This is a genomic window from Streptomyces bathyalis, assembly GCF_015910445.1.
GTDB lineage: Bacteria > Actinomycetota > Actinomycetes > Streptomycetales > Streptomycetaceae > Streptomyces > Streptomyces bathyalis.
This window is the reverse complement of the sequence record NZ_CP048882.1, coordinates 4,030,403-4,045,930: the sequence shown is the minus strand read 5'-3', so window position 1 is coordinate 4,045,930 and position 15,528 is coordinate 4,030,403. Positions and strand designations below refer to the sequence as shown.

Below are 15,528 nucleotides of genomic sequence, written 5' to 3'. Positions count from 1 at the left end.
CCGCCCCACGAGCCATCGGAACGCGGGGGTCTGCGGGCGAGGACGGCGTGAGGCACGTACAGGTTCGACGCGACCGAACGCGCACCGGCGGAACGGTCAGGCCTCCGGCAGCGCCCCGCGCAGGCGGACCTGGGCGCGGTGCATCCGCTCACCCTCGATCGCCAGGTCGGGCGCGAGCAGCGTCTGGATCAGCAGTCCGTGGAAGAGAGCCAGCGCCAGACCGGCCGCGTCCCGGCCCTCCTCGTCGTCGCCGAGCCCCAGGAGCGCGGCGACCTCGGGACGCGTGCGCCGGAAGCCCTCGGCGAGGGTGTCCTTGATCGCGTCGTCGTGCTGCGCTCTGGCAAGGGCGGTGACGTAGTGCCTGGCGAGGCCCGAATGGCTGTCCCGAGTACCCGTGACGGCCTCGGACGCGGCTCGGTAGCGCTCCTCGGGCGTCCGGTCGGCCAGGTCGCCGAGCGCTGCCGCGACTTCGGCGAGCCACCGGTCGAGGCCCGCGATCGCCGCCTCGGTCACCAGGGCGTCCTTCGAGCCGAAGTGGTAGGCGATCGACGCGAGGTTGGCTCCCGACTCGTCGGCGATCGCCCGCGCGGTGATCCGCTCGGGGGGCAGCCGCTTCAGGCAGCGCAGCGTGCCCTCGATGAGCTGTGAACGGTTGCTGCGCTGCGGACTCATGATCTCCCCGACCCTGTCGATTGCCAGGGAAACTATACAGATGTTTAGATTGGAGCTCAGCCAGACGGCACGTCATGCTCAGCGCTTCCAGCGCTCCGGCGTGCCCGGGGAGGTGCCCGTGTTCACAGCCACAGCCGTCGTCTCCGTCCTGCTCGCCGCCGTGCTGGTCTTCTCGGCGACGCAGAAGCTCAGCCACAAAGAGGCCGTCGTACGCAGCTACGCCAAGGTCGGCGTGCCCGAGGGCAGACTCAACGCCCTGGCGCTCCTCCTCCTCGCCGGAGCCGCCGGACTGCTCGGCGGTCTCGTCCGGCCACCCCTGGGTGTGGCCGCATCGTGCGCTCTCGTCGGCTACTTCCTCCTCGCGGTCGCGGCCCACGTGCGGGCCGGCGACCGGGCCCGTCTGGCCACGCCGCTCGCGCTGCTGATCCTGGCCGCGGCAGCACTGGCTCTGCGCCTCGCGTCGGCGTGAGGCGAACGCGCCGCTGCCTACCGGCCGTCGGCGCCGAGAGCGGGCGAAGCCCGGTCCCCGTCGTCGTCCAGGAAGCGGAGCAGCACCGCCGCCTCCGCGCGGAGCCGCGCGACCCGGTCGGCGTGGGCAGGCGCGGTCAACTGCTCGGCGACCCGCAGTCGTTCGGTGGCCTCGGCCCGCACGATGTCCGCCACACCGCTCTCGCTCAGCTCACACCGCGCGGCCTCGGTGGCACCGGCACCGACGGGTGACTCTTCGAGGGCCAGGCCGCGCACCTCGGCGGCGTCCACGCGCACGGCTTCCGCATTGTCCAGTGCGGCGAGCGTTGCGCGCAGGGCGCTGACCGTGGCCTTGTCGCGGGCACGCATCGCTTCCGGGAGGGCTTGGCGCATACGAACGCGTAGGGACATGGCCGGACCTTATGGCCGTGCTCATGCCCCGGCAACGGGGTTTCCCGCGGACCGGAGTACCCGACGGGCGCCCCGCCGGGCAGGAACCGGCACGGCGGACCCGTCACGCGGGGAGAGTGAGGCTCCAGGCTCCGGCGAGCGCCGTCCACGTCCGTACGCGCACAGGCCCGCCGTCGAGCACGTCCGCGCGGTAGCGGAAGTCCGGTCCCGAGACCGTCACCGCCTTCGCCCGTGCCTGGACACGGTCCGCTCCCTGCGGCAGCACGGTGACCTGCGCCAGGCTGGGTTCCCTCGCGCCCTCACCGCCGGAGCCGGCGTCAGGATCTCCCCGGCACGAAGACCGAGGGCCCGGGACCGCACTGCCCGAGGAGGAGGGCGAGAAGACCGACACCTCCGTCACAGGCCGGTCGAGATCCGCCAGCAGCTCGCCGTCCGCCTCGACGCGCAGCCGCTGCGCCCCCGCCCGCGGGCGCCGCGCGCGCGACAGGGCCGCCTTCGCCCTCAGCGCGCCTGCACGCCCCGGGAGTTCGCCCGAGCACGGCGGCCCCGGAATGCGGATACCGCCCAGCACCACACCACCGCTGTCGTCCATCAGCAGTCCCAGCCGCCGCTCGGCACCGTCGAGAACGGTGCGGGCGGCCGAGACCGCGTCCACCGGCACCCCCAGACCGCACATCAGCGCCACCGTCTCCTCACGGCCGACGGGGACCACCGACAGCGCCGCCTCCTCCAACTCCCGCTCGCGGTGCAGCAGTCGGACGGCCCGCAGCAGCGCTCTGTCGTCCCCCACGACCACCGGGCGCCGACTTCCCCGGCGGGCCAGGGCACGCTCGGTCTCCTCCGGGCTCTCCGGCAGGCACACCTTCACGCCGGACGCGCCCGCACACAGCACGTCACGCGCGATGCGCACGGATTCTCCGTCCCAGAGCTTGGCGACGGGGTCGATGACCAGGAGCAGCGAGGGCTGCGAGGTCCCCGCGGGGTCTGGAGCCGACACCTTGTTCCTCTCTCAGGTAACCTCTCGGTGCAAGAGCCCCTGTCGCTGTTGCGTCAGGGGCTTCCTCTATCTGGGGCACCGGTCCGCGGCTCTTGCGATGGCACTCGCCACGCACGTGGGACATGCCCCGCCTGGAAGGGGTGTACGCCTGTGCCCGCACTTGTGCTGCTCGGTGCTCAGTGGGGTGACGAGGGCAAAGGGAAGGCCACCGATCTCCTCGGCGGTTCGGTGGACTACGTGGTGCGTTACCAGGGCGGCAACAACGCCGGCCACACGGTCGTCGTGGGCGACCAGAAGTACGCGCTGCACCTGCTCCCCTCGGGCATCCTCTCGCCGGGCTGTGTGCCCGTCATCGGCAACGGCGTCGTCGTCGACCCGTCGGTCCTGCTCTCCGAGCTGAGCGGGCTGAACGAGCGCGGCGTCGACACCTCCAAGCTCCTCATCAGCGGTAACGCGCACCTGATCACGCCGTACCACACCGAGGTCGACAAGGTGACGGAACGGTTCCTCGGGAAGCGGAGGATCGGCACGACGGGCCGCGGCATCGGCCCCGCCTACGCCGACAAGATCAACCGGGTGGGCATCCGCGTCCAGGACCTCTTCGACGAGTCGATCCTGACGCAGAAGGTCGAGGCCGCCCTCGACTTCAAGAACCAGGTGCTCGCCAAGCTCTACAACCGGCGTGCCGTGCGTACCGAGCAGATCGTCGAGGAGCTGCTCGGCTACGCGGACGCCCTGCGCGGCTACGTCGCCGACACCACCCTGATCCTCAACAACGCGGTGGACGAGGGGAAGGTCGTCCTCTTCGAGGGCGGCCAGGGCACGCTGCTCGACGTCGACCACGGCACGTATCCGTTCGTGACGTCCTCCAACCCCACGGCGGGCGGCGCCTGCACGGGGTCGGGCGTCGGCCCGACGAAGATCAGCCGTGTCATCGGCATCCTCAAGGCGTACACCACCCGGGTCGGCGCGGGCCCCTTCCCCACCGAACTCCTCGACGCCGACGGCGAGGCGCTGCGCGAGATCGGGGGCGAGCGGGGCGTCACCACCGGCCGCGACCGGCGCTGCGGATGGTTCGACGCGGTGATCGCCCGCTACGCGACCCGCGTCAACGGCCTCACCGACTTCTTCCTCACCAAGCTCGACGTGCTGACCGGCTGGGAGCGCATCCCCGTATGCGTCGGCTACGAGGTCGAAGGCAAGCGCGTCGACGAACTCCCCTTCAGCCAGAGCGACTTCCACCACGCCACCCCGGTCTACGAGTATCTGCCGGGCTGGTCGGAGGACATCACCCAGGCCAAGACCTTCTCCGACCTGCCGAAGAACGCGCAGGGCTATGTGAAGGCGCTGGAGGAGATGTCCGGCGCACCTGTCTCCGCGATCGGGGTGGGCCCCGGCCGGGACGAGACCATCCAGATCAACTCCTTCCTGTAGGAGCGGATCTCCCGGGAGACGCATCTGCCGGGAGCCGTATCTGCCGGAGACCTATCTGCCGGGCGACAGGCCCGTTCCGCGCGGGCGGGCCTGTCTCACCCGGGGCGCCGTACCGGCGCCCAGCCACCGGACGACGAAACGAGGGACACCCGCTCATGCCGGACGACCGCCAGCAGTCCCGTGCAGCCCCGCCGCTCGTCGAAGCGCTCGGGCTGCAACCGCACCCGGAAGGCGGCTGGTTCCGCGAGACGTGGCGCAGCGGCATCGCTCTGCACCCCGAGGGCTACGGCGGAGAGCGGGCCAGCGCCACCGCCATCTACTTCCTCCTGGGGCCGGGGGACGAGTCGCGCTGGCACGTCGTACGGTCCGCCGAGATCTGGCTCTGGCACTCCGGTTCGCCCCTGCACCTCCAGCTCGGCGGCGACGGCGAAGCCCCCGGGCAGGAACCGGAGACGCTCACGCTCGGCCCGGACGTCGCAACCGGCCACGCACCGCAGGCAGTTGTGCCGCCCGGCGTCTGGCAGCGGGCCCGTCCCGTGGACCGCGAAGGGGAGACGCTGGTCAGCTGCATCGTCTCGCCGGGCTTCGACTTCGCTGACTTCCGCATGCTGCCCTGACCGAAAGCGCGCCATCGCGGGCGCTGTTGACCTCAGCGCGGCTCGCTGCAGCGCCGTTCACCTCAGCGCGTCGACGAGCACGCCGAACGCGGGCGTGCCCGGCGTGAACGGTGCGTAGTGACCAACGCCCGTGAGGAGGTTCAGCCGTGCGCCCCAGTCGTTCGCGTAGTTGCGCGACAGCTCGACGGGAACCACGTCGTCGGCGGTGCCGTGCAGGACCTCCACCGGCACTCGCGGCGGCAGGCGCATCGGGTCCGCTTCCGGCAGCCGCTCAGCCAACGCCCCCTCGCCGCCCAGGAATTCGCTCACCGCTCCGGCGCTGAGCCGGAGCCGGTGCGCACGGGCGAGATCGGCCACGGGCGCTACGGCGACGACCCGGTCCGCGGCGCGGTCGGGCCCCGGCGGAAGCGCCGGCCCGCCGGACTCCGACGCCGCCCACAGGGCAAGCTGGCCGCCGGCCGAGTGCCCCAGCAGCACGTCCGGGGGGCCGAGGAGAGCGAGGGCGGCGGCCACGTCCCGGGCCGTCTCCGGCCAGCCGCCACCGCCGCCCACACGCCGGTACTCGACGAGTTCGACCGCCGTGCCCCGTTCCGCCAGGGCGGCGGCGAAGGGGGAGAGGTGCGTGCGGTCGTACGCCTCGCGCCAGAAGCCGCCGTGCAGCACGGTGATGCGCGGCCCCGGCGCACCCACCCCGTACAAGTCCACGACCTGGGACGGGTGTTCGCCGTAGGCGACCGTGCGTTCCGGTGGCACCGGCTCGAGACCCAGCAGCGCCGACTCCTCCGCAGCGGTCAACGCTCCACCACCGCTCACGCCTCCCCGCGTGCGAGCACCAGTTCCGCGAGCACCTTCGCCGCGCGATCGGCGTTGCCGAACGAGGTGTAGAGCGGCGTGAATCCGAAGCGCAGCACGCCCGGGCGGCGGAAGTCACCGACGATGCCGCGCTCGTGCAGCCGCCCCATCAGCTCCTCCGCCACGTCGGGCCCGCCTGGGGCGTCGGCCGTCCGTCCACCAGGGTCCGTCAGTCCATCGGCATCCGCCCGGTCCTCCTCGGCCTCGCACAGCAGCGAGATCTGGCTGCCGCGCCGCTCGTGCGCCTCCGGCGTCAGCGAGCGCAGCCGAAGGCGTCCGGCCCGGCCGCCGGGGAGGTACGTGCGCACCTGCTGGAGGAAGAAGTCCGTCAGCGCGAGGCTCTTGGCGCGCACCGCGGAGATGCCGACGCCGTCCCAGACCTTCAGCGCCTCCTCCAGCGCGAGCATGGAGAGGATGTCCGGCGTGCCCACCCGCCCGCGTACCGCGCCGTCCGCCGGCACGTATCCGTCGGACATGGCGAACGGGTCCGCGTGCGAGGTCCAGCCGGGCAGGGGCGTGTCGAAGCGGGACTGCAACTCGCGCCGTACGTACAGGAACGCGGGCGAGCCGGGGCCTCCGTTGAGGTACTTGTAGGTGCAGCCGACGGCGAAGTCGGCGCCGTGCGCGTCGAGTCCGACGGGGAGCGCACCCGCGCTGTGACAGACGTCCCACACGACGCGGCCGCCGGCGCGGTGCACATCGGCGGTGAGGGACGGCAGGTCGTGCAACTCGCCGGTGCGGTAGTCGACTTGATTGACGAGCACGGCGGCCGTGCCCGGACCGGCCTCGGCCCCCATCTCGGCGACGGGAACCGCCCGTACGGTCGCTCCGGTCATCCGTGCCGCCGAGCGGGCGATGTAGCCGTCGGTCGGGAAGGTGGCGGCGTCGACGAGTATCTCGTCCCGGCCGCCCGAACCGGACCCGGAGGAGGAGACCCCTCCGTGCTCCTCGCGGGCGATACGCACGGCACCCACGACGGCCTTGAAGACGTTGACGCTGGTCGAGTCCCCGACCACGATCTGCCCTTCGCCCGCTCCCACGAGGGGTGCGATGCGGTCCCCGATCCGCTCGGGCGCGCTCCACCAGCCGGACTCGCTCCAGGAGCGGATGCGCAGCCGCCCCCACTCCTGTTCAACGACCTCGGCGAGGCGCGCGGGCACCGAACGCGGCAGCGCGCCGAGGGAGTTGCCGTCGAGATAGACGGTGCCGCCGTCATCGTCGAGGAGGAAGTCCTTGCGCCGGTGGGCGAGTTCGTCACGCGCGTCGAGCTCTTCGGCGGCGGTGGAAGCCCCCGCCCCCGGCCCCGCCGCGTCAGACATGGCTGCGCGCCGTCCACAGCTCCGGGAAGACGTTCTTCGCGGCACGCTTCTCCAGCCATGCCACGCCCGCCGAGCCGCCGGTGCCGACCTTCGAGCCCATCGCCCGCCGGGTTGCCACGAGGTGATCGTTGCGCCAGCGCCACACGAGTTCGGCGACCTCGGTCAGCGCCTCACCGAGGCGCACGGCGTCGTTCTCGCCGCCGGCGGCTTCGTCCGCCTGACGTGCGTACGCCCGCGCCCATACGGCCTCCACCTCTGGATGCGGCCGGTACACCTGCGAGACGTCCCTGGTCAGAACCTCCTGGGGCACGGCCTCGCCCCGGCGCGCGAGGTGGTGCAACACCTCGTCGTACAGGCTCGGTTCGTGCAGCGCCTTCTCCAACTCGTCGTGCACGCGCGGCGCTCCGCGGTGCGGTACGAGCATCGACGCGGACTTCTCACCGAGCAGGAACTCCATCCGCCGGTACATCGCCGACTGGAAGCCGGAGCCGTCACCGAGCGCGGAGCGGTAGGAGTTGAACTGCGCCGGTGTCAGATGGGCGAGCGGCTCCCACGACGCGTTCAGCGACCGGAGTTCGTACGTGGAACGCTTCAGCGCGGCAAGAGCGCCGGGAAGGTCGTCCTTGCGCAGCGACTTCGCGGCCGTCTCCCACTCGTGCACGATGACCGTGAACCACAGCTCCATGACCTGCGTGGTGACGAGGAAGACCATCTCGCCGGGGTCCTCGGACAGCGGGTGCTGGAGGTGGGTGAGGACGTCCGCCTGCACGTAGTCCTCGTACGGGGTGGTGCCTTCGAAGTCCAGATCAGGGGCCTGCAAACCGGCCGCGGGGTCCTCGACGTCGTGAGACATCGCTTCTCCTCAACGTGGTGTCCGGGTAGCGGTCCGCTCCAATCTCTCGATCGGCAATGGAGCCCCGGTCCCCTCAGGCCCGCCCCCGGATCGCCGGGAAAACGGGCCTGCCATTCATCATCGGGGAGGCGGCCCGCCGGGACAAGGGCACCTGGTCAGCGCCTTGGTCATATGCCCGACGGGTCCGCGAGTGCCTCTCCACCCGCGATCCGTGACCGCGGTCGAGTGCGTCTCCGCCCGCGATCCGTGATCGCCACGTTCGGCCGCGGTCTCCCGACCTGCCTGGACCCTGTTGGGCCTAGGACAGGGTCGCCGCGGCGGTCGGCGAGCTCTCCTTGAGGAACGTCGAGCAGCGCTCGTGCTCCTCGTGCTCCCCGATCGACTGCGCGGCCCGCGCGAGCGCGTGCAGCGCGCGCAGGAAGCCGCGGTTCGGCTCGTGTTCGAACGGCACGGGCCCGTGGCCCTTCCAGCCGTTGCGCCGCAGCGCGTCGAGACCGCGGTGGTAGCCCGTACGCGCGTAGGCGTAGGACTCGACGACCCGTCCCGCCTCGAAGGCGTCGTCCGCGAGCAGCGCCCACGCCAGCGAGGACGCGGGGTACTCCGCGGCCACCTCGACGGGGGCGGCCCCGGAGGCGAGCAGCTCGCGCGGGCCGGGGTCGTCGGGCAGGTGGGTCGGGGGCGGGCCCCCGAGCAGATTCTCGTGAATGCTCATGTTTTCCAGTCTGCCTTGTCGGTACGGAACGCAGTTCGGGTTGGAGGGAACCGTTCGGCTCCCCCGCGGCCCCGAGCGGATCCGGTCCGGCGCGCGGGAGGACCGGCCGCTGCGGCGCGGTCCGGTCCTCCTCGAACGGGACGGGCCTGTACTGCCCGGGCTCCCTGCGTCCCTGCGTCCTACTTCAGCCGCGTGCCGGTCGAGCGCAGGTTCGCGCACGCCTGCTGCACGCGTTCGGCCATGCCCTTCTCGGCGGCCTTGCCCCAGCTGCGCGGGTCGTAGGTCTTCTTGTTGCCGACCTCGCCGTCGACCTTCAGCACACCGTCGTAGTTGCGGAACATGTGGTCCGCGACGGGCCGCGAGAAGGCGTACTGGGTGTCGGTGTCCAGGTTCATCTTCACGACGCCGTTCTCCAGCGCCGTGGCGATCTCCGTGTCCGTGGAGCCGGAGCCGCCGTGGAAGACGAAGTCGAACGGGTTCTGCTTGCCGGTCTTGGCGGAGACGCCCTCCTGGAGGTCCCGCAGCAGCTCGGGACGGAGGACGACGTTGCCCGGCTTGTAGACGCCGTGCACGTTGCCGAACGAGGCGGCCAGCAGGTAGCGCCCCTTCTCGCCCAGCCCGAGGGCCTCGGCGGTGCGCAGCGCGTCGTCGACCGTCGTGTACAGCTCGTCGTTGATCTCGTGGGTGACGCCGTCCTCCTCGCCGCCGGTCGGGGTGATCTCGACCTCGAGGATGATCTTCGCGGCGGCGGCCTGGGCGAGCAGCTCCTGGCCGATCTCCAGGTTGTCCTTCAGGTTCTCGGCGGAGCCGTCCCACATGTGGGACTGGAAGAGCGGGTTCTGCCCCGCGTCCACGCGCTCCTTGGAGATCGCGAGCAGCGGACGCACGTAGCCGTCGAGCTTGTCCTTCGGGCAGTGGTCGGTGTGCAGACCCACGTTCACCGGGTACTTCTTCGCGACGGTGTGCGCGAACTCGGCCAGCGCGACCGCGCCGCTCACCATGTCCTTGCTGTACTGGCCGCCGAGGAACTCGGCACCGCCGGTGGAGATCTGGACGATCCCGTCGCTCTCCGCCTCCGCGAAGCCGCGGAGGGCGGCGTGCAGGGTCTGCGTCGAGGTGACGTTGATTGCGGGGTAGGCGAACTTGCCCGCCTTGGCCCGGTCGAACATCTCGTTGTAGACCTCGGGGGTCGCGATGGGCATCTGTCCGCTCCTTGGGTGCGTATCGGCTCTGCTGCGGAGTCCGGATCCGGATCGACGGGGAGTCCGTGGCCGGATCGACGGGGATCAACGAAATCAACGGAACGACGTCATCGTCACCCCCATACTCCCAGACTGACCGCGGTGCCTCAGCCACCGGAGGTCATGGCCCCCGTGCACCGCCGGCCGGCCCGGCGCGGGCCCCCGGCCGCGGGGGCCGCGGCCCTCAGACCAGCCCGAGGTCGGCCAGGTCGTACGCGTGCAGATACCTCAGGCCCGCCCGCTCGATGGCCGGCGCCGCCCCGCGCTCGACGATGGTCGCCACCGCCACGACCTCCGCGCCCGCCTGCCTCGCCGCCTCGACGGCGGTGAGCGGCGAGTTACCGGTGGTGGAGGTGTCCTCGACGATCAGCACCCGCCGCCCGGCGATGTCGGGCCCCTCGATGCGGCGCTGCAGGCCGTGCGCCTTGCCCGCCTTGCGTACGACGAACGCGTCCAGGCTCCGGCCCCTGGCGGCGGCGGCGTGCAGCATCGCCGAGGCCACCGGGTCGGCGCCCAGCGTCAGGCCACCGACCGCGTCGAATTCGAGCCCGTCCGTCAGATCGAGCATGACCTGGCCCGCGAGCGGCGCCGCCTCTCCGTCGAGGGTGATGCGGCGCAGGTCGATGTAGAAATCCGCCTCCTGCCCCGAGGAGAGCGTGACCCTGCCGTGCACGACGGCCTTTTCCTTGATCTGCCGCAGCAGCGCGTCTGCAGTGCTCATGTCCCGGAGCCTATGCGGGCGGGACCGGGACGCTACGGGAGGGGCCGCCAGGTCCAGGTCGTGGAGATCTCCAGCGGCTGGATCGGCGTCACCAGATGCGGATGCGAGTTGAGGCCGTTGGGCGGGCCCGTCTGCGGCTCGACGCACACCGCCTCCGGCTGCTCGTCGTACACGACGACCCACTCGGCCCGGCTCGCCACCTTCAGCTCCAGCTCTCCCGGCCAGGTCAGGGTGACGTCGACGCCCTGCGGCATGCCGAAGCAGTCGTCCCAGGGCCCCGGGCGGGGAGCGACGCGCTTGCCGGTGGGGAGGTGGTCGACGCCGCGCTCCTCCTGCCACTCCGGTTCGAAGTCGATCCGCACGTCGCCGCCGCGCCCGCCGAGGTTGCGCAGGAACCAGGGATGCCAGCCGGCCTGAGCGGGGAAGCTGGCGTCCGCGGCCTCGACACCGAGAGTGAGCGTGAGTCCCTGGCCGGACTCGTCGAGCTCGACGATCTGCGTCACCTGGCCCTCCCACGGCCAGGGGTCGCTCAGCTCGTAGTTGAAGGCCGCCGAACGCTCGTCGTGCCGGAGGGTGCGCCACGCGCCGTCGCGTGCGGTGCCGTGGATCGCGTGCGGGCCGCTGTCCAGGGGGAGTTGGTACAGCTCGCCACCGCTGCGGAAACGGCCCTGGTCGGTTCGTCCGCACCAGGGCACCATGACGAAGGCTCCGTACCGGTTGCCCTGCCGCAGCAGTTCCTTACCGCCGGCCTTCAGCGAGGCGAGCCGGCAGCCGCGGTGCGGTTCGACCGTCAACTCGGCGTCTCCGGCGCGCAGTGTGACGTCGGCGTCAGTGGTGGCGGTGTCAGTCATGACGCGACCTTAAACCTCGGTACTTCCCGGCAGAGCACGACCCGGCCGTACACCCTGGCCTGCACCTTCAGCGGCGGCGGCGCAGGGCACGCCCGATCACGACGGCACCGGCGACGACGGCAGCGGCGGCCGGTGCGACCCAGCGCAGCGCCGCCGAGTTGGCGATCGGCTCCGGCACCGGGATCGGGGCGTAGCGGCCGCGCGGCGGCGCGTGGTCGACCTCCTCGGCGCTGCGCCCGATCATCGTGCGGCGTGCGTGTGCCGCTTCGGCCTCGGCCGCGGCCTCCACCTCGGCCTCGTCGAGGGGTTCCTCGTTGAAGGGGTCGAGGGAGGACGGCGGGACCTCCGTGCCGAAGATGCCCTCGCGGCCGGGGATCTCCCCCTCCCGGGCCTTGCCGTCCTTGTCCTCGGCGGCGTCCTTGTCCTCGGCCTTCTCCTGGCTCTTGTCCTCGTCCTTGGCGTCGTCTCCGGCCTTCTTCTTGCCGGTCTCCTCGGCGGTGCTCTCGGCGTCCCCGGCCTTCGCCCCGCCCTTGTCCTGGCTCTTGTCCGCGCCCCCGGGCCCGGCCTTGCCACCGGCCTTGGCCTGGCCCTTCTCACCGGCCTTGTCCTTGGAGGCGTCCTTGGCGGCGTCCTTCGCCTCGCCCTTGGGGGACTTCTCCTCCGACGGGGTCTCGCGGTTGTCGGGGCCCGGGATGCCGGGGATGACGCGCTCGTTGTCACCGGGCTCGCCGATGCCGCCCGTGGGCCCGGCCGTCGCCGGTTCCGCCGCGGGCGCGTCCGGGGAGTCGAGTTCCTTCGGCGGGTCCTCCTGGATGCTCTCGCCGAGTGCCGAGCCGAACCGTTCCAGCAGCCGGTGTCCGGCCGTCGTCGCCGTCTTCTGCTCGACCTCCTTGAGGCGCCCGTCGGCCTTGACCGTGCCCGAGAAGACCAGGCGCGTTCCCTCGCCGTCCTTCGCCCGCCTCGGTACGACGGTGAGGTTCAGCCGCACGGAGCCGCTGCCCCGCGCCTCCGTGCCGGTGCCCTTCACGGTGAACTCCTCACCGACGGGCGTGAGGGTCAGGCTGCCCCGGTAGGTGATCGTGGAGCCGCCGACCCGGACGCGCAGGCGTCCCTCGACGGTGCTCCCGGTGCTCTTGGCGTTCGCGCTTCCGCCGCTCTTGCCGGTCCTGGCAGGCTTCACGCCCTCGGCGCTGTCGAGTTGCAGACCGGGCACGCAGCGCGCCACGCGCTCGGGCTCAGCGAGCGCCGCCCGTACCGATCCGACGGAAAACGGAACGTTCACCTCGTGCTCCATAGGGCGGAGCCTACCCACGACTCCCCGTACATGTGACCGGTCGGCGCTGTTCCGCCCCGCAGCGCACCCGCCTGGGCGCGGACCCGGGGCTCAGTAGCGGGGGTGCGTGAGGGTCGAGGGCGGAAGGCCCGTCACCCGGGCCCGCTCGGCCCGCAGTCCGGCGGAACGCAACTGATGCGCAGTCAGCGGGTACGGCGTTGACGCGGCGGAGTCGCCCGCACCGGTGGCGCTGCCGCTCACGGCCATCAGCTCCGACGCTCTCGCGGGCACCTCGGTGCGGGGCGCCGCCGGGCCGCCGGGCGAGGCGAGCACGAACCCCCAGTCGCGCGGGCTGCGCACCGCGTACGGAGAGGTGCGCAGACCGGCGGACCGCAGCGTCGCCTCCACCGTCCAGTACGTGCGCGGGTCGGCGGCGGCGGGGCCGGCGTGCACGACGAGACGGCCGTCCGCCGCGAGCGCGCGGTCCAACAGCCCGTAGAACTCCTGCGAGTAGAGATTCGCCATGTCACGGACTCCGGGGTCGGGAAGGTCGGAGACGACGACGTCGTACGGCACGGCATCCGCGTTCCGCGCCCGCTCCCGCAGCCGTTCGAAGATGTCGCCGTCGTGCACCACGCGTACGCGCGGGTCGCCGTAGGCGTCCTCGTTGAGCCGCCGCAGTCCCGGGTCCGTGCGGGCGAGCCGCACCGCCTCCGCGTCACGTCCGAGCACGGTCACCTCCCGCACGCCCGGGTGACGGAGGACCTCGCGCAGCGCCAGTCCGTCCGCGCCGCCCAGGATCAGCACCCGCTCGTGCCTGGGGGTCCCCCCAGGCCCCCCAGGGCCGAGGGGGACCGTCATGGCGGGGCGCACGAGGGACGCCTGGTAGCGGTCGCCGTCCGCCGACGAGGCCCGCATCCGCCCGTCGAGGAAGAAGCGCAGCGGCTCGGCGCCGTGCCGGTAGGCCTCGGGGTCGGGGTCGCCGGTGAGTACGGCCTCGCGGTCGCCGTCGCTGACGGCGACCCGCACGTCCTGCCCGTACACCGCGTGCCGCGCGGCCCGTTCGAACGGGGCGACGAAGGCCGTGGCGGCGACGAGCAGCACGATCACGGCGCAGTTCGCGGCGAGCAGGCCCCAGCGCGTGCGGCTGCTCACGTCGTGACGGAAGAGCCACAGCACGACGACTCCGCCGGCGCCCGCGTTCACCACGCCCGTCAGCAGCGCCCCCGTCAACTGGCCGAAGAACGGCAGCAGAAGGAAGGGGAAGGTCAGCCCGCCGACGAGTGCGCCCACGTAGTCGGCGGCGAAGAGGTCGGCGACGGCGCCGCCCGCGTCCTGGTGCCGGATGCGCTGGATGAGGGTCATCAGCAGCGGCATCTCGGCACCGATCAGGATCCCGATGGCGAGCGAGAAGCCGACGAGCGCGACCTGTGCGCCGCCGAACCACGCGAAGCTCGCGTACAGCGCGATCGCCGAACCGCCGCCGACGACGGCCAGCACCGCCTCGACCGCGGCGAATCCCGTCGCCGCGCGGCAGCGCAGCCTCTTGGCGAGCAGCGAGCCGATGCCCATCGCGAAGACCATCACGGACAGGACGACGGACGCCTGCGTGACCGAGTCGCCCGCCAAGTAGGAGGCGAGCGCCATGAGTTCGAGCTCGTAGACGAGACCGCAGGCCGCGCAGACGAAGACCGACGCGAGTACGAGCCCGCGCCCGAGCCCTGCGGGCACCGGCAGCCGCGCGTCCTGGGGCGGGGCGAGAAGGCGGTCGGTCATGGCGCGAACGCTACGTGACGGCTTCTGCGCTCTTCGTCACCCACACGCGCGCCAAGGCGTCAAACCACGCGCAATGAAGCGGACGGAAGCACGGCGTGCACGGAAGTTGTGGTGCGTGCCGGTCAACTACCGCACCGTCGCGGATCGTTCGGCCGCCCGGGTGCGCGGCGAGGCCGGGGAGCGCCGCGTACGTACGGCCGAACGCGCCACGCATGTACGGGTGGAGACCAGCCGGCCCTCCTGCGGATAGGAGTGCCAGGTACGCCAGCGCACCTGGCCCGCCGACCGCTGCACCATCAGCGCGGTGAACGCGTGCGGTGCGCCCGGGAACGTACCCGCGAGACCTCCGGGATGGCCGGAGACGAGTTCGAGCAACTCCTGCGCGCGGCCCGCGAACGAGCCCGGCGTGAGCGTCTCGACGCGCGCCGCGAAGTCGTAGTCCCACGCGCCGGTGCGCCGTGAGACGCCGAGCGGCAGCGGCGTGCTGCCGGGCATGCAGGCGACGGTTTCGGAGCAGGTGCGGCCGTCCTCATCGAGGATCACCTGGTGCGATGCGCCCAGGAGCCTCAACTGCACCGTGATGCCGTCGAGTTCGAGTTCGCGGCAGGCGAGCGCGGGCAGCGGCCCACGGCCGAGGGCCCACGCGAGGTCGCCCGCGCGGGTATCGGTGTACGGGGTGGACAGAGTGGTGAGCATGGGTCGGCTCCGCAGGCACACAGTGGAGGGGTGAGCCCGGCGCGCTCTCGTCGAGTGACCAGGGGTCGTGCGCCTCCGGCTCGTACCCACGCCAATCCGGGGATACAGAATCACCGAATCATGAAATGTGTACCACCACAGCTCTATGGCCCAAATTCTCCGGGTTTCCATCCCCCCGGGGGCCAGGCAGTTCAGATGTTCAACTGCCGGACGCTGGACGGAGGGACGGATTCCCGGTAAGGCGAGCCGCGCAATGGAGCGTGCTCGCGCGGCCGTTCATACGCGAGCGGTCAGACGCGGCCGTTCAGACGCGAGCGGTCAGACGCGGCCGTTCAGACGCGAGCGGTCAGGCGCCGCCGCCCCCGCAGCCGCCACCTCCGCCGCCGCCACCTCCGCAGGAGGAACCGCCGCCACAGGACGAACCCCCGCCGCAGGACGAACCGCCGCCGCAGGACGAGCCCCCGTGGCCTCCTCCGGCCCACCAGCCGCCGCCCCCGGCCGCGCCGCCGGAGTAGCCGCCGCGGCGCTTGCGTCCACCTCCCGAGGACCTCCTCGAGAAGGTCGCGACGATCCCTATGACGATTACTACGAACACGACGAACACGACGACTTCCGTGAAGTTGATCATCGGCGGG

Annotated in this window: 16 protein-coding genes; 3 read left to right on the top strand and 13 right to left on the bottom strand. The window is 72.0% G+C overall.

Going from position 1 to position 15,528, the window contains the following annotated elements:
* Positions 1-96: 96 nt before the first annotated feature.
* Positions 97-672, bottom strand: a complete 576-nt coding sequence (locus G4Z16_RS17595) for a TetR/AcrR family transcriptional regulator (protein WP_197351716.1) — start codon at positions 670-672, stop codon at positions 97-99.
* Between G4Z16_RS17595 and G4Z16_RS17590 the strand changes: the two genes are divergently transcribed.
* Complete coding sequence (locus G4Z16_RS17590) at positions 671-1,141, top strand: DoxX family protein (protein WP_197351715.1); 471 nt, start codon at positions 671-673, stop codon at positions 1,139-1,141. The genes G4Z16_RS17595 and G4Z16_RS17590 overlap by 2 nt on opposite strands.
* A gap of 17 nt (positions 1,142-1,158) precedes the next feature.
* Here G4Z16_RS17590 and G4Z16_RS17585 read toward each other — a convergent pair whose 3' ends face one another.
* Together G4Z16_RS17585 and G4Z16_RS17580 are read right to left on the bottom strand one after the other, a co-directional pair.
* The gene (locus G4Z16_RS17585; protein ID WP_197354710.1) at positions 1,159-1,509 is read right to left on the bottom strand and encodes a GatB/YqeY domain-containing protein; all 351 of its coding nucleotides are present in this window, start codon (positions 1,507-1,509) and stop codon (positions 1,159-1,161) included.
* 145 nt (positions 1,510-1,654) lie between these two features.
* Positions 1,655-2,548 carry a diacylglycerol kinase gene (locus G4Z16_RS17580; protein WP_246530916.1) on the bottom strand — a complete coding sequence of 298 codons (894 nt, stop codon included), beginning with the start codon at positions 2,546-2,548 and terminating at the stop codon, positions 1,655-1,657.
* 150 nt (positions 2,549-2,698) lie between these two features.
* Here G4Z16_RS17580 and G4Z16_RS17575 point away from each other — a divergent pair, with 150 nt between their 5' ends.
* The gene (locus G4Z16_RS17575; RefSeq protein ID WP_197351714.1) at positions 2,699-3,982 is read left to right on the top strand and encodes an adenylosuccinate synthase; all 1,284 of its coding nucleotides are present in this window, start codon (positions 2,699-2,701) and stop codon (positions 3,980-3,982) included.
* 155 nt (positions 3,983-4,137) lie between these two features.
* Entirely contained in the window at positions 4,138-4,599 is a 462-nt protein-coding gene (locus G4Z16_RS17570; protein ID WP_197351713.1) for a cupin domain-containing protein, read from the top strand.
* Between the two features lie 57 nt (positions 4,600-4,656).
* Here the strand turns inward: G4Z16_RS17570 and G4Z16_RS17565 are convergent, their stop codons facing one another.
* The 10 genes from G4Z16_RS17565 to G4Z16_RS17520 form a co-directional block, all read right to left on the bottom strand.
* Positions 4,657-5,412 carry an alpha/beta hydrolase family protein gene (locus G4Z16_RS17565; protein ID WP_246530915.1) on the bottom strand — a complete coding sequence of 252 codons (756 nt, stop codon included), beginning with the start codon at positions 5,410-5,412 and terminating at the stop codon, positions 4,657-4,659.
* Positions 5,409-6,770: a kynureninase gene (locus G4Z16_RS17560; RefSeq protein WP_197351711.1), complete on the bottom strand. Its 1,362-nt coding sequence runs from the start codon at positions 6,768-6,770 to the stop codon at positions 5,409-5,411. The genes G4Z16_RS17565 and G4Z16_RS17560 overlap by 4 nt, the downstream gene beginning before the upstream one ends.
* Positions 6,763-7,623, bottom strand: a complete 861-nt coding sequence (locus G4Z16_RS17555; protein WP_197351710.1) for a tryptophan 2,3-dioxygenase family protein — start codon at positions 7,621-7,623, stop codon at positions 6,763-6,765. The genes G4Z16_RS17560 and G4Z16_RS17555 overlap by 8 nt, the downstream gene beginning before the upstream one ends.
* 298 nt (positions 7,624-7,921) lie before the next feature.
* The gene (locus G4Z16_RS17550) at positions 7,922-8,335 is read right to left on the bottom strand and encodes a DUF3151 domain-containing protein (protein WP_197351709.1); all 414 of its coding nucleotides are present in this window, start codon (positions 8,333-8,335) and stop codon (positions 7,922-7,924) included.
* A gap of 179 nt (positions 8,336-8,514) precedes the next feature.
* On the bottom strand, positions 8,515-9,537 hold the full coding sequence (fbaA, locus tag G4Z16_RS17545; RefSeq protein ID WP_197351708.1) for a class II fructose-bisphosphate aldolase: 1,023 nt from the start codon (positions 9,535-9,537) through the stop codon (positions 8,515-8,517).
* Positions 9,538-9,760: 223 nt separating this feature from the next.
* The gene (gene pyrE / locus G4Z16_RS17540; protein ID WP_197351707.1) at positions 9,761-10,297 is read right to left on the bottom strand and encodes an orotate phosphoribosyltransferase; all 537 of its coding nucleotides are present in this window, start codon (positions 10,295-10,297) and stop codon (positions 9,761-9,763) included.
* A gap of 32 nt (positions 10,298-10,329) precedes the next feature.
* Positions 10,330-11,148 carry an aldose epimerase family protein gene (locus tag G4Z16_RS17535; RefSeq protein ID WP_197351706.1) on the bottom strand — a complete coding sequence of 273 codons (819 nt, stop codon included), beginning with the start codon at positions 11,146-11,148 and terminating at the stop codon, positions 10,330-10,332.
* A gap of 67 nt (positions 11,149-11,215) precedes the next feature.
* A complete protein-coding gene (locus G4Z16_RS17530; RefSeq protein ID WP_246530914.1) occupies positions 11,216-12,430 on the bottom strand; it encodes an SRPBCC family protein in 1,215 nt (404 codons plus the stop codon).
* A 102-nt stretch (positions 12,431-12,532) separates the two neighbouring features.
* Positions 12,533-14,197, bottom strand: coding sequence for a polyamine aminopropyltransferase (locus tag G4Z16_RS17525; protein ID WP_197351704.1), 1,665 nt, complete (start codon positions 14,195-14,197; stop codon positions 12,533-12,535).
* Positions 14,198-14,323: 126 nt separating this feature from the next.
* Entirely contained in the window at positions 14,324-14,893 is a 570-nt protein-coding gene (locus G4Z16_RS17520) for a DUF2617 family protein (RefSeq protein WP_197351703.1), read from the bottom strand.
* Positions 14,894-15,528 lie beyond the last annotated feature (635 nt).